This window comes from Micromonospora antibiotica (assembly GCF_017599305.1).
In the GTDB taxonomy this organism is placed as follows: Bacteria; Actinomycetota; Actinomycetes; order Mycobacteriales; family Micromonosporaceae; genus Micromonospora; species Micromonospora antibiotica.
This window is the reverse complement of sequence record NZ_JAGFWR010000019.1, coordinates 23,935-37,435: the sequence shown is the minus strand read 5'-3', so window position 1 is coordinate 37,435 and position 13,501 is coordinate 23,935. Positions and strand designations below refer to the sequence as shown.

11 protein-coding genes are annotated in these 13,501 nt (G+C 73.9%); 5 read left to right on the top strand and 6 right to left on the bottom strand.

The window, feature by feature from the left end; translation table 11 throughout:
• The first annotated feature begins 84 nt into the window (after nucleotides 1-84).
• From JQN83_RS24585 to JQN83_RS24565, 5 genes are all read left to right on the top strand, one after another.
• On the top strand, nucleotides 85-1,359 hold the full coding sequence (locus JQN83_RS24585) for a PQQ-binding-like beta-propeller repeat protein (protein ID WP_208569527.1): 1,275 nt from the start codon (nucleotides 85-87) through the stop codon (nucleotides 1,357-1,359).
• On the top strand, nucleotides 1,356-2,645 hold the full coding sequence (locus tag JQN83_RS24580) for an outer membrane protein assembly factor BamB family protein (protein ID WP_208569526.1): 1,290 nt from the start codon (nucleotides 1,356-1,358) through the stop codon (nucleotides 2,643-2,645). Before JQN83_RS24585 ends, JQN83_RS24580 begins: the two co-directional genes overlap by 4 nt.
• Before the next feature lie 66 nt (nucleotides 2,646-2,711).
• Nucleotides 2,712-3,374 (top strand): response regulator transcription factor, encoded by a 663-nt coding sequence (locus tag JQN83_RS24575; protein ID WP_208569525.1) that lies wholly within the window; start codon nucleotides 2,712-2,714, stop codon nucleotides 3,372-3,374.
• Nucleotides 3,375-3,534: 160 nt separating this feature from the next.
• Nucleotides 3,535-4,713 carry a sensor histidine kinase gene (locus JQN83_RS24570; RefSeq protein WP_208569524.1) on the top strand — a complete coding sequence of 393 codons (1,179 nt, stop codon included), beginning with the start codon at nucleotides 3,535-3,537 and terminating at the stop codon, nucleotides 4,711-4,713.
• A gap of 188 nt (nucleotides 4,714-4,901) precedes the next feature.
• Complete coding sequence (locus JQN83_RS24565; protein WP_208569523.1) at nucleotides 4,902-5,288, top strand: VOC family protein; 387 nt, start codon at nucleotides 4,902-4,904, stop codon at nucleotides 5,286-5,288.
• 77 nt (nucleotides 5,289-5,365) lie between these two features.
• On the opposite strand, the gene JQN83_RS24560 is transcribed toward JQN83_RS24565, so the two are convergent.
• The 6 genes from JQN83_RS24560 to JQN83_RS24535 all read right to left on the bottom strand — a co-directional run bounded on the left by JQN83_RS24560 (nucleotide 5,366) and on the right by JQN83_RS24535 (nucleotide 13,346).
• Nucleotides 5,366-6,079: a hypothetical protein gene (locus tag JQN83_RS24560; RefSeq protein ID WP_208569522.1), complete on the bottom strand. Its 714-nt coding sequence runs from the start codon at nucleotides 6,077-6,079 to the stop codon at nucleotides 5,366-5,368.
• A gap of 236 nt (nucleotides 6,080-6,315) precedes the next feature.
• The gene (locus JQN83_RS24555) at nucleotides 6,316-7,683 is read right to left on the bottom strand and encodes a hypothetical protein (protein WP_208569521.1); all 1,368 of its coding nucleotides are present in this window, start codon (nucleotides 7,681-7,683) and stop codon (nucleotides 6,316-6,318) included.
• Between the two features lie 167 nt (nucleotides 7,684-7,850).
• Nucleotides 7,851-9,917 carry a 3-hydroxyacyl-CoA dehydrogenase NAD-binding domain-containing protein gene (locus JQN83_RS24550; protein WP_208569520.1) on the bottom strand — a complete coding sequence of 689 codons (2,067 nt, stop codon included), beginning with the start codon at nucleotides 9,915-9,917 and terminating at the stop codon, nucleotides 7,851-7,853.
• A complete protein-coding gene (locus tag JQN83_RS24545) occupies nucleotides 9,914-11,110 on the bottom strand; it encodes a thiolase family protein (protein WP_208569519.1) in 1,197 nt (398 codons plus the stop codon). Before JQN83_RS24545 ends, JQN83_RS24550 begins: the two co-directional genes overlap by 4 nt.
• Before the next feature lie 163 nt (nucleotides 11,111-11,273).
• On the bottom strand, nucleotides 11,274-12,584 hold the full coding sequence (locus JQN83_RS24540; RefSeq protein WP_208569518.1) for a ribonuclease D: 1,311 nt from the start codon (nucleotides 12,582-12,584) through the stop codon (nucleotides 11,274-11,276).
• A 189-nt stretch (nucleotides 12,585-12,773) separates the two neighbouring features.
• Nucleotides 12,774-13,346 carry a DUF3000 domain-containing protein gene (locus JQN83_RS24535; protein WP_208569517.1) on the bottom strand — a complete coding sequence of 191 codons (573 nt, stop codon included), beginning with the start codon at nucleotides 13,344-13,346 and terminating at the stop codon, nucleotides 12,774-12,776.
• Nucleotides 13,347-13,501 lie beyond the last annotated feature (155 nt).

Here is a 13,501-nt window from a genome sequence, read left to right as displayed (position 1 = left end):
GGTCCGGTGACCCGGTGCACGGCGGTCCCCGTCCACCGGCGGGCGGTGCGGTCGACGGGGTGCGACTGTCGAAAGAGGGTGCGCGTGACGGTCATCGATCTGGGTGAACTCCGCGACGCCGGGTCACCGCCGCCCGGTCCCGTGCCCCGGCCCGTCGGCCGACCGCTGCGGCTGGCCGTGGTGCTGGTGTTCGCCCTGCTGGCGTTGGCCGCCGCCGCACCGGTGGCGAAGCGGGCGACGTTCGTGGTGCCCGCCCCGCTCGGCGCGGTGGCGCTGCTGCACGACGGGGACGTCTTCCTGCTCGAGCCGGCTGACGCCTCGACCGCTTCCGGCCGGTTGAGCGCGTGGCGGATCCCCGACTCGCCGGGGGCGCGGCCGGTGCGGCGCTGGCAGGTGCCGGTGCCGGTGGTCAGCGGCTCCGCCGAGCTGCGCTGGCACGCCGACCTGGTGCTGGTCACCGGCTCCTCCGGCCGACCGGACGGGGCGTACCGGACGTTCGCCCACGCGCGGGACACCGGTCGGGTGCGGTGGCAGCGGTCCGGGGAGGGCCTGGCCGCCGGCCCCGACCTGCTCTTCGAAGACGGTGGGGACGGCCCACCGACGGTTCACTCGGTCGACCCGGTGACGGGAAGGGACCGCTGGTCGGCGTCGATGCCGTCGGCGGTCACCCTGTACCGCAACCGGGCCGACGGCGTGGACCGGATCGTGACGGTACGCCCCGACGGCCCGGCCGAGGTCTGGGACGCCCGCCGTGGGGTACGCCTGCACACCGCACCGTTGGTGACCTCGCCGTCGGGCACCTACGGGGTCGCCGGCGATCTGCTGCTCGCCGTCGAGCCGAACGCCGACCGGCTGACCGGGTACGACATCGACGGGCTGACGCGCCGGTGGGACGTACCGTGGCGGGTCCCGTCGTTCTTCGTCCCGTGCGGGTCGTTGATCTGCGCGCAGGGTGAGGCCGGTGGGGTGCGGGCGTTGGATCCGGCGACCGGCCGGACGGTGTGGCGCGACAACCGGTGGGAGCTGGCCGGCGCCGAACGCGGCGGCCGGATGCTGGCGAGCAGCCTGGGGCGGGGCGTCTGGCACCCCCTGGTGGTGCTGGACGTCGCCTCCGGGCAGGTCGCCGCCGAGCTGGACGTCTGGAACCTCGCCCCTTCGGACACGCCGGACGGGCCGGTGTTCGGGGTGCGTCCGGCCGGCGGGGACCGGATGCTGGTCGCCGAGTTGGATGTCGCCGCCGCGCGGGTCCACGCGCGCGACGTGCTGCCCGCCGTGTCCGGTGACTGCCGGGCCGACGCTCAGCTCCTGCTGTGCCGGCTGATGGACGGCAGGTACGGGGTGTGGCGGGTGTCCCGGTGACGGTGATCGATCTGGGTGAGGTCGGTCACCACGACGAGCCGACGCCGCCGCCGGCAGGCCGGCCCCGGGCGCGGCGGTCGGCCGGCCACCCGGTGTTCGTCGCCCTGACCGTCCTGCTCCTGCTGCTCACCATGGCCGGCGCGGATCCCGGGCCGCCCCGGTTGATCCCGGTGCCCCTGCCGGATATGCCGGAGCCCAGTCACCTGATCGTCGGGGACCTGCTGGTGCTCGCCTACCCGTCGGCGCTGTCACCGGCCGGCAGCCGGCAGCTCACCGCGATCGACCTGACCGACGGGCGGGTGCGCTGGGAGACGTCACTGTCGCCCCGGCACCAGCTGGTGGTGCTGGAGGGGGTCGACGACGACGTGGTGGTCACCACCGATCCCGGCGGCGAACCCGTCTCCATGGTGCTCGACCACGTCGACGGGCGGACCCGGTGGCGGCGGCCCGGGACGGCGGTGGTGACCGGCGACGGCGGGTTGCTGCTGGAGGATCTCCACGTCGACCGGGTGGCGGTGCGCGGCGTCGACCCGGCGACCGGCGCGGTCCGCTGGACGGCCACGGCCGGACCGGCCACCGTCGGGTACCGGACGGGCCCCCGGGGCATCGAGGACCTCGTCCTGGTCACCAGCGCCGGTCAGGCCGAGGTGTACGACGTCGGCACCGGCGCGCGTCGGTCCACCTTCCCGGTGCCGCCCGCCCGGGGCGACCACCACCACCTGGCCCAGCCGGTCGGTGGCCTGCTGCTGGTCAGCGAGGACCCGGGCCGGGTCGCCGCGTACGACCTGGGGTCCGGTCGGCGTCGCTGGGACACGACGGATCCGGTCCCCGGCGGCGGGAGCGCCTACGCCTGCGGCGATGCCGTCTGTCTCGGTGGCTCCTCCACCGCCCGGGTGCTCGATCCGGTGACCGGCCGGGAGCGCTGGTCCAGCGACCGGTGGGCCCCGGTCGAGGCGGTCGGCAACCGGATGCTCGGCGTCAGTTTCGGCGACGGGCCGCAGCGGCTGGCCCTGCTCGACTCGGTGACCGGCCGACTGGAGGCCGAGCTGGGCGAATGGAGGACGGTCTACCAGCGGCCGTTCACCGCGCCGATCCTCGCCTTTCGACCGGCGGCGGGCGGCCGGCAGTTGCTCGCCGAACTGGACCCCACCGACGGCACCGCCCGGGTACGCGACGTGCTGTCCGGGCGGTGGGACGTCTGCTGGCACAGTCAGGGTGTGTTGGTCTGCTGGCGGCAGAGCAACAGTCTCGGGGTGTGGCGGATGCCGGCTGACCGTGCCGGGTGACCTGCCTGCGGCCGGTCGTTTGGCCGGCGGGGCTAGGTTGTCGGACAGGTCGGCGAGGAGGTCGGGATGCGGGTGCTGGTGGTCGAGGACGAACGGAACCTCGCCGACGCGATCGTGCGTGGGCTACGCAAGCGGGGGATGGCGGTCGACGTGGCGTACGACGGGGACGCCGGCCACGAGGCCGCCTTCGTCACCCGGTACGACGTGGTGGTCCTCGACCGGGACCTGCCCGGGATGCACGGCGACCAGATCTGCGCCGAACTGGCCGCCTCCGGCACCCTCACCCGGGTGCTGATGCTGACCGCCAGCGACAGCGTGGCCGACCGGGTGGCGGGGTTGGGGCTCGGCGCGGACGACTACCTGCCCAAGCCGTTCGCCTTCGACGAGTTGGTGGCCCGGGTGCAGGCGTTGGCCCGCCGGGCCACCCCGGCCGCCCCGCCGGTGCTCCAGGTGGGCGACGTGGTGCTCGACCCGGCCCGCCGGGTGGTGACCCGGGCGGGTGCCCCGGTCGACCTGACGAACAAGGAGTTCGGTGTGCTCAGCGAGCTGGTCAAGGCGCGCGGCGCGGTGGTCTCCAGCGAGGAGCTGCTGGAACGGGTCTGGGACGCGAACACCGACCCGTTCACCACCATCGTCCGGGTCACCGTGCGGACCCTGCGCAAGAAGCTCGGCGACCCCCCGTTGATCGAGACGGTGGTCGGCGCCGGCTACCGGACGGTCAGCCCGTGAGCGCGAGGAGTGAGCGGGGTGTGCGAGCCCCGCAGTCGCGAGCTGAGGTCGCTTCCGTGAGCGCGAGGAGTGAGCGGGGTGTGCGAGCCCCGCAGTCGCGAGCTGAGGTCGCTTCCGTGAGCGCGAGGAGCGGGTGGGTCGTGCGGGTCGGGGTGGGTTCGTGACCCGGCGGTTGCGGCCCACCCTGCGGCTGCGGCTGACGCTGCTCAACGGGGTACTGCTGGTCGGGGCCGGGGCGATCCTGGTGACGCTGGCCTGGCTGCTGGTGCGCGACGCGCTGCGGCCCACCGACGAGCTGCGGCCGGGCACCACCGTGCTGCTGGCCGACGGGCGGTCGCTGGACGCGGCGGTGTGGCAGCGGCAACTGGTCGACGCCGCCTCCGACGAGTTGCTGGTCAAGGGCCTGCTGGCGCTGCTGGCGATCAGCGTGGTCGGGGTGGCCGGGGCGTACTGGGTGGCGGGCCGGACACTGCGCCCGCTGCACCAGGTCACCGCGACCGCGCGTCGGCTCGGCGAGACCACGCTGGACCAGCGGATCGGCTGGTCGGGGCCGGACGACGAGGTGGCGGAGCTGGCCCGGACGTTCGACGCGATGCTGGACCGGATCACCGCCGCCTTCGAGGCGCAGAAACGGTTCGTCGCCAACGCCTCGCACGAGCTACGGACCCCGCTGGCGGTGATGCGTACCGAAATCGACGTGACCCTCAGCGACGACGAGGCGGACGCCGCCGAGTACCGCCGGATGGCCACCGTGGTCCGGGACGCCTCGGAACGTGCCAACGGTCTGGTGGACGCGTTGCTGGTGCTGGCCCGCAGCGAGGCTCAGACCGGCCGCCGGTTGGCCCGGCGGACGGAGTGTGACCTGGCGACCGGGACCGCCAACGCGTTGTCGGCGATGTCCCGGGAGGTGGAGCGGATCGGGCTGCGGGTGCAGTCCTCGCTGCGGCCGGCCCCGGTGACCGGCGACCCGGGCCTGCTGGACCGGCTGGCCGGGAACCTGATCGAGAACGCGGTGCGCTACAACCACCTGCACGGTCGGCTCTGGGTGCGTACCGGCACCGACGGGCGCTCCTCGTGGCTGGTGGTGCGCAACACCGGCTTCGAGGTGGACCAGGCCGACGTGCCGGGGCTGTTCGAACCCTTCCGCCGGGGTGGGCGGGAACGGACCGGGGCCCGGGGGTCCGGGCTGGGCCTGTCCATCGTCCGGGCGGTCTGCGACGCCCATGGGGGGACCGTCCAGGTCACCGCACAGAAGGGCGGCGGGCTGGAGGTGACCGTCACGTTGCCGTCGGTCGACCAGGTGCCGACCGGCTCCGGTCGGGTCGAGCCGCACCGGTAGCACCCGGTCCACCGGGCGGATCAAACGGATTGCCGGCCGGCCGGGCCGCCTGCGAGGATCATGCGGTCGGCCCGAGCCGGAGAGAGGGGGTGCGGTTGATGTCCACCATGACCTGTCCCGCGCCCCACCCCGCCCACCGCTGACATCGCACGTCGCGGGGCGCGTACCACTGCTTCGGAGGCAGACCCGTGAGCGCACGAATCCACAACCTGAGCATCGACTGTCATGACACCTATGCCCTGTCCGGCTTCTGGGCGCAGGTCTTCGAGTGCCCCCGCCAGCCCGACGACCTTCCCGGCGACCCGGAGGCGATGCTCCTGCCCGAGGGTGGGCCGGAGGTGCTCTTCCTGGCCGTGCCGGAGGGCAAGTCGGTGAAGAACCGCCTGCACCTCGACCTGGAGCCGGTCGACCGGACCCGGGACGAGGAGGTCGAGCGGCTGCTGGCCGTCGGCGCCGTCCACGTCGACGACCAGCGTCGGCCGGACGGCACGGGCTGGGTGGTGCTGGCCGATCCGGAGGGCAACGAGTTCTGCGTCCTGCGCAGCGCCGCCGAGCGGGCCGCCACCGCCGGCTGACGTTCGCGTCCCGTCGTCGACGGCGACAGGCCCCGCCCACCCGGAGGTGGACGGGGCCTGTCGGGCCGACCGGTGGGTCAGCCCTTCTTCTCGATCTGCCCGCGCATCGTGACGAACTCGGACTTCAGGTCGGCGGCCGACTTGTAGTACTGCACGATCAGGCCGACGCTGCCCCGGTCGGCCCAGATGCAGACGCCCAGCGGGACACCCTCGCTCTTGCCGTCGCCGCACTTGGCGTCGCCGCCGAGCGGGCCGGCGTCGACAGCCGCCATGTTGGTGACGTTCAGCTGGGTGGCGATGCCGGTGACGGCGTCGTTCAGCTCCTTCTTCGGGTCGGCCATCACGCCGGACGCGGCGGCGATCATCAGCAGGTCCCGCTTGGCCGGGTCACCGTAGAAGGCACCTGCGGTGCTCGTCTCGTTTTGCACGGACTTCTTCATCTCGGTGACCAGCCCGTCGGCGACCGCCTTCAGCGCCGGCTCGGTGACCTGCGGGCGGCCGGCCAGGGTGGCCGGGGCGGAGACCGTCGTGTTGACGGCGTCCACGGCCTCCTTGACGTCGTCCTTGAGGGCGAAGGCGGCGATGGCGGCACCACCGAGGCAGAGCACCAGCAGTACGGCCAGCACGATCAGGACGATCTTGAAAGGGGACCGCTTCTTGGCCGGTGGCGCGGGCGGCCCGGCGTACGGCGGCGTGCCGACGGTGTCCGGCTGCGGCGGTGGCGGGTAGCCGCCCTGGGGCGTACCGCCGTCCGGCTGGGAGGCGTGCGGACCGGTCGGGGGCTGGGACATGAGGTCGACTCCAGAACGTCGTGGGTAAGGCCGGATGATCTTAGCCAGAGGGTCGGACAACCGTGGCCCCGCTCCACCGGCCCGTTGCGACCCGGCCCGTCGGGCGGTCGGCGCGTTTCGGGACAGGTCGATGCGGGCGGAGGGGTACGGTCGCCGGGCGGCGCGCGGGGTGGGCCCGGGCGCGCGGAGTCACCGGTCCCACGTGGGACCGGTGACCGTGACCGTCGTCGCGCGGATCAGTCCCGCTTCTCGATCTGCCCCCGGATGGAGACGAACTCGGACTTCGCCTTGCTGGCCGAGGAGAAGTACATGACGATCATGCCGACGCTGCCGTGGTCGGCCCAGACGCAGACGCCGAGCGCGATGCCGGACGCCTTGCCGTCCCCGCACTTCGCGACCCCACCCAGCGGACCCGGGTCGATGGTCGACATCTTGGTGACCGCAAGCGAGCTGCCCAGTCCCTTGACCGCGTCGTCCAGCTCCTGCTCGGGGAGGATGACCGGGCCCGACGCGCCGGCCATCATCACCATGTTCCTGCTGGCCGCGCTGCCGTAGAACGCGCTCACCGCCCCGGTCTCGTTGCGGACCTCGGACTTCATGTCGCGGACCATCTGGTCGGCGATCCGGCGCAGCTCCGGGTCGGTGCTCTTGGACCGGCCACCGAGGGTCGTCGGGGTCACCAGCCGGATCGGGCCCGGGTCGTCGGCGCTCTCGGTGGGGGTCGGCTCGGGAGTCGGGCTGTCGGTCTCGACGGGGGTGGGGCTCGGGGTGGGCGACGTGACCGCGGTGGGCGTCGGCGACGGGGTCGGCGTCTTCGGGTCGTCGTCGCTGAGGGCGACCCAGGTGAGACCGCCGCCGCCGAGGCAGAGCACCAGTAGGCCGGCGAGCCCGAGCGTGAGCAGCAGCGGCAGCTTCGACCGCTGCGGCGCGGGTCCGTGCGGCAACCCCGGCGGAGCGCTGTACGGCGCACCGCCGAAGCCGGCGTACTGCGGCGCGGCGGGCTCCGGGTAGCCGCCGGGCCGGGGCGCACCCGGGTACCCCGGCTGCGGGCCGGGGTAGCCGGGCTGCGGGGTGCCCTGGTAGCCGGACTGCGGGGCGGCCGGGTAGCCGGACTGCGGGGCGGCCGGGTAGCCGGACTGCGGGGCGGCCGGGTAGCCGGACTGCGGCGCACCGGGATAGCCGGCGGGCGGGCCGGACTGCGGCGCACCTGGGTAGCCGGCGGGCGGGCCGGACTGCGGCATGCCGGGGTAGCCGCCGGGTGGGCCGGACTGCGGGGCGGCGGGGTAGCCGGACGAGGGGGTGCCGGGCGGGCCGGAGTGTGGGGGCGTGGGGTAGCCGCCCTGCGCCGGGTCGGGCTGCGACCAGCCGCCGTACTGCGGACCGGGATAGGAGTCGGCCGGGGGAGCTGACTGCGGGTCGGGCCACCCGCCGGGCTGCGGGGTCGCTGCTCCCGGGTACGGCGTGGTGGGCCAGCCGCCACCCGGTGGCGGGGTGTGCGGACCCTCGGGCGGGGCGGGCGGGCCGTCGGACGGAGGCGGGTAGTGACCGGTGGGCGAGCCGTGCTCCGGCTGCCCGGACCAGGGATCGACCGGCGGTGTGGTCATCAGATCAGCTCCAGGCGAGGGTGAGAACGCGTGATCGTAGCCAGACGGAGCCCGGCCCCGCAGCCCCCCGAGTCTGACGAGGGTACGCAAATGACGATCGCGGTGGCCACGATAGCCCGGGGGGAGGACATCGTCGGCCACCGCGATCGCGGGGGAGCGGGGATGGTTCAGGCGCGCAGGCTGGCGACCCCGCGCGGCAGGAAACGCTGCCCGGTGACCCGCTCGGAGGTGCCGGTCCGGTCCAGGTACGGGGTGACCCCGCCCAGGTGGAACGGCCAGCCCGCACCGAGGATCATGCACAGGTCGATGTCCTGCGCCTCGGCGACGACACCCTCGTCGAGCATCAGCCGGATCTCCTGCGCCAGCGCGTCGAGCGCGTTCTGCCGGACCTGCTCGCCGCTGAGCGGCTGGTCGCCGACGACGAGCAGCTTGGCCACCTCGTCGTTGATCCGGTCCTCGACGACGATCGGCTGACCCGACTCGGCGATCCGGCGGAGGTTCTCGCTGACGTCGAACCGGTCCGGGTACGCCGCGTGCAGGGTGCCGCCCACGTGGTACGCCACGGCCGGCCCGACCAGCTGGAGCAGGGCGAGCGGACGCATGGGCAGCCCCAGCGGGTCCAGCGCGCTGTCCGCCACGTCGAGCGGGGTGCCCGCGTCGACGGCGGCGAACACGGTGCCCAGGAAGCGGGTGAGCAGCCGGTTGACCACGAACGCCGGGGCGTCGGAGACCAGCACCGACGACTTCTTCAACTGCTTGCCCACGGCGAACGCGGTGGCCAGGGTGGCGTCGTCGGTCCGCTCGCCCCGGACGATCTCCAGCAGCGGCAGCACCGCGACCGGGTTGAAGAAGTGGAAGCCGACCACCCGCTGCGGGTGCTCCAGCTCGGCCGCCATCGCGGTGATCGACAGCGACGAGGTGTTGGTGGCGAGCACCGCCTCCGGGGAGACGATTTTCTCCAGCTCGGCCCAGACCTGCTTCTTGACGTCCAGGTCCTCGAAGACGGCCTCGATGACGAAGTCGGCGTCGGCGAAGACGGACTTGTCGACCGAGCCGGAGACCAGGCCGTACAGCTTGGCGGCGGTGCCCTTGTCCATCCGGCCCTTGCTGACGGCCTTCTCGATCTGGGTGTGCACGTAGCCGACGCCCTTGTCGACCCGCGACTGGTCCAGGTCGGTCAGCACGACCGGCACCTGGAGGCGGCGGGCGAACAGCAGCGCGAGCTGGCTGGCCATCAGGCCGGCGCCGACGATGCCGACCTTGGTGACCGGCCGGGCCAGGGCCTTGTCCGGTGCGCCGGCCGGCCGCTTGGCCCGCCGCTGCACCAGGTCGAAGGCGTACAGACCGCTGCGCAGTTCCTCGGAGAAGATCAGGTCGGCCAGTGCCTCGTCCTCGGCGGCGGTGCCGGTGGCGAAGTCGGCGTCCTTGGCCGTCTCCAGCAGGTCCAGCGCCTTGTACGCGGCCGGGACCGCGCCGTGCAACCGCTGGTCGAGGGTCTGCCGGGCGAAGTACAGCACACCCGCCCACATGTCCTTGTCGACCTCGGGTCGGGTGACGGTGACCGCGCCCCGGACCACCCCGGCGGCCCATTCCAGCGACCGTTCGAGGAAGTCGGCCGGCTCCAGCAGCACGTCCGCGATGCCCATCTCGGCGGCCTGCTTCGGCTTGAGCATCTTGTTCTGCATCAGCGGGTTCTGCAGGATCACCTGGGTGGCGGCGGGGATGCCGATCAGATTGGGCAGCAGTTGGGTGCCGCCCCAACCGGGGATCAGGCCGAGGGAGACCTCGGGCAGGGCCAACGCCGCCGCGCCGCCGGACAGCGTCCGGTAGTGGCAGTGCAGGGCCAGTTCCAGGCCGCCGCCCATCGCCGCGCCGTTGACGAAGGCGAAGGTCGGCACCGCGCTGTCCTTGAGCCGGGCGAAGACCCGGTGGCCGAGCCGGCCGATCTCCAGCGCCTGCTCCCGGTCCGCCAAGGCCGGCAGGCTGGTGATGTCCGCGCCGACGCAGAAGATGTACGGCTTGCCGGTGACCGCGATGAACGCCGGGTCGGCGGCCAGCGCGGCGCTGATCGCCTCGTCGAGGCTGGCCAGGCCGGCCGGGCCGAAGGTGTTCGGCTTGGTGTGGTCGAGACCGTTGTCCAGGGTGATCAGGGCGGCGGGCCGGTCCAGCCCCGGCACGTTCACCTGGCGCAGCAGCGCCCGGGTGACGACCTCGTTCGGTGCGCTGAGGCTCATTTGTCTGCACCCTCCCAGTTCGGGTTCTCCCAGATGACCGTGCCGCCCATGCCGATGCCGATGCACATGGCGGTGAGGCCGTAGCGCACCTCGGGGTGCTCGGCGAACTGCCGGGCGAGCTGCGTCATCAGCCGTACGCCGGAGGAGGCGAGCGGGTGGCCGATGGCGATCGCGCCGCCCCACGGGTTGACCCGGGGGTCGTCGTCGGCGATGCCGAAGTGGTCGAGGAAGGCGAGCACCTGCACGGCGAACGCCTCGTTCAGTTCGAACAGGCCGATGTCGTCGATGCTCAGGCCGGCGATGCGCAGCGCCTTCTCGGTCGACGGGATCGGGCCGACGCCCATCACCTCGGGCTCGACGCCGACGTAGCCGTATGACACCAGCCGCATGGCGACCGGCAGGCCCAGCTCACGGGCGGTGGCCTCGTCGGCGAGCAGGCTGGCGGTGGCGCCGTCGTTGAGGCCGGCCGCGTTGCCGGCGGTGACCTTGCCGTGCGGGCGGAACGGGGTCTTCAGGGTGGCCAGTTTTTCCAGCGACGTCTCCCGGGGCGCCTCGTCGGCGGTGGCCAGGCCCCAGCCGCCGTCGGCGTCGCGGATCGCGACCGGCACCAGGTCGTCCTGGAGCTTGCCGTCGGCGTACGCCTTGGCGGTCTTGAGCTGCGAGGCGAGCGCGAACGTGTCGGTGCGCTCCTTGGTGATGTGCGGGACCCGGTCGTGCAGGTTCTCGGCGGTGGCCCCCATTACTAGGGCGGACGGGTCGACCAGCTTCTCGGCGATGATCCGCGGGTTGGGGTCGACGCCCTCGCCCATCGGGTGCCGGCCCATGTGCTCGACGCCACCGGCGATGGCGATGTCGTAGGCGCCCATCGCGATGCCACCGGCGACGGCGGTCACGGCGGTCATCGCGCCGGCGCACATCCGGTCGACGGAGAAGCCGGGGACGGTCTTGGGTAGGCCGGACAGCAGGGCGGCGGTGCGGCCGATGGTGAGGCCCTGGTCACCGATCTGGGTGGTGGCGGCGACGGCCACCTCCTCGACCCGCTCCGGGGGTAGCTGCGGGTTGCGGCGCAGCAGTTCGCGGATGCAGCGGATCACCAGGTCGTCGGCGCGGGTGTTGGCGTACATGCCACCCGCCTTGCCGAACGGGGTGCGGACACCGTCGACAAAGACGACATCCCGAACTTCTCGGGGCACTTGGAGCCTCCTCTTCGACCACGATCCGGCGTCATGCCGCCGGACGGCGGCACGCGCCGAACGAGGGTCGGCCGGCACTGGCGTTTGCCCCGAATGCTACTAGCCAGTAACCATGGGCGTCACCACCCCGGGTGTGGCCCACCCCACACCCCGACCGGTCGGGTCAGGGGGTGGGTAGGAGGGCCTCGGCGAGCGCGGGGAGCAGGAGGTCGAGCTGCCACTGCCGGGCACCGTAACCACGCAGGGTCTCCGTGACGGTGTCCACCGTGATCTCGCCGGGCGGCTGCCAGGCCAGCCGGCGGACCGAGTCGGGGGTGATCAGGTTCTCCGGCGGGAGCCGGTGCTCACCGGCGACCCGTACCACCAGCTCCCGGCACCGGGCCAGCCGGCCAGCGGCCACCGGGTCCCGCTCCGCCCACCGGTGCGGCGGGGGCGGCCCCTCCACCGTCGGGGTGACCGGCAGCGCGTCCTCCGCCAGCTGCCGGGCCTCGTCGAGGGCGACCAGCCAGGTGCGGGCCAGCCGGCGTACCGACCGGCCCCCGAAGCCGGGCAGGGTCAGCAGGGTCTTCTCGTCCTTCGGGTCCAGCTCGGCGGCGGCGATGATCGCCGAGTCGGGCAGCACCCGACCGGGCGCGGCATCGCGTCGGACGGCGATCTGGTCCCGGGCGTACCACAGGGCCCGGACCCGGGCCTGCGCCCGCGACCCGCGCACCCGGTGGATGCCGGAGGTCCGCCGCCACGGCTCCGCCCGCACCCGGGGCGGCCGGGTGGCCCAGGTGATCAGCGCGGCGAACTCCTCCGCCGCCCACGGCGACTTGCCCTGCGCGTGCAGCTCGGCGTCGAGCGCGTCGCGCAGGTCGACGAGCATCTCGACGTCCAGCGCGGCGTACGTCAGCCACGACTCGGGCAGCGGCCGGGTGGACCAGTCCGCCGCCGAGTGGTGCTTCTCCAGCGTGTAGCCGAGCAGCTGCTCGGTCAGCGCGGCCAGGCCGACCCGTTCGAAACCGGCCAGCCGGGCGGCCAGTTCGGTGTCGAACAGCCGGCGCGGACGCAACCCCACCTCGGCCAGGCAGGCGAGGTCCTGGCTGGCGGCGTGCAGCACCCACTCGGTGTCACCGATGGCCTCGTCGAGGGTGGACAGGTCGGGCAGCGGCAGCGGGTCGATCAGCGTGGTGCCGGCACCCTCGCGGCGCAGCTGCACCAGGTAGGCCCGCTGGCTGTAGCGGTAGCCGGAGGCGCGTTCGGCGTCCAGGGCCACCGGGCCGGTGCCCGCCGCGAAGCGGGCCACGACCTCGTCCAGCTCAGCCGGGGTCGCCACCGGTTGGGGGGTGCCGTCGCGGGGTGCGGTCAGCGGAACGGGCCCGCCGGTGGGCTGCTCGGTGCCCGCGTCCGCCGGCTCCGCGACGGCCGGGGGCGGAACGTCTGCCGTGCGGCTTTCGGCGGCCCGACGGCGCAGGGGTGGTTCGTCGGTCACCTGACAACCCTAGTGCGCCCGGCGATGTGGTGTGCGCAGCCGGTCCGGTGTGTGTCGTCCCGGTGTCCGGCAGAGGTCCGGACGGTACGGACACCGACCTCGCGCCGGGGACGTTCCCGGCCGCTCGGGACGTCCCTGTCGTGTCCAGGACATCTACTTGCGGCTCGGGCGTGTCGCGCGGTCCTACGGTCAGGCCGCGCCGGCCGGCCGGCGCTCGGAGAGCGCGGTGACCCCGGGCGGCGGCAACCCCGCGGTGGAGGCGAGCAGGGCGCACCAGGCCGACAGATGCGCGGCGAGGTCCTCACCCAGCGGCGTCCAGGACGCCCGGATCTCGACGTCCCCGGCGGCGGGCGGGCCGGCCAGCTCGCCGAACCGGGTCGAGACGGTCTGGGTGACCGTGCCGCCGGCCGCCCGGTGCCGCGCCTCGTGCGCCTCCAGGGCATCGGTGAGCCAGGTCCAGCCCACCCCCGGCAGCAGCGGATCGGCCGCCAGGTCCACCTCCAGCTCGGCGGTCACATAGGTGACCAGCCGCAGGGTGCCCTGCCAGGCGTCGTGCCCCGCCGGGTCGTGCAGCAGGATCAACCGGCCGTCGGCCACCTCGTCGTCGTCGCGCAGCACGGTGGCGGAGAGGGCGAACGCGTACGGCGCGAGCCGCTGCGGCGCACCGACCTCCTCCAGGACGATCTCCGCCCGGGGAGTGACCGACCGCAGGCCGGCGACCGCGCGGGCGAACGTCTCCGGGAGCGCGATCGGGGGGGCCATGACCGGAGCTTATGCCGACGCGCCGCCGCCCGCTGGGACGGCACGCCGAAGCAGCCACCGACGGCGGTGTCCCGTCGCCGACCGGGGCGTCCGGGGGTCAGCCGGCACCATCGGCCGGGGGCGGGCCGGGCCCCGGATCACCGCCGCCGGGCCCG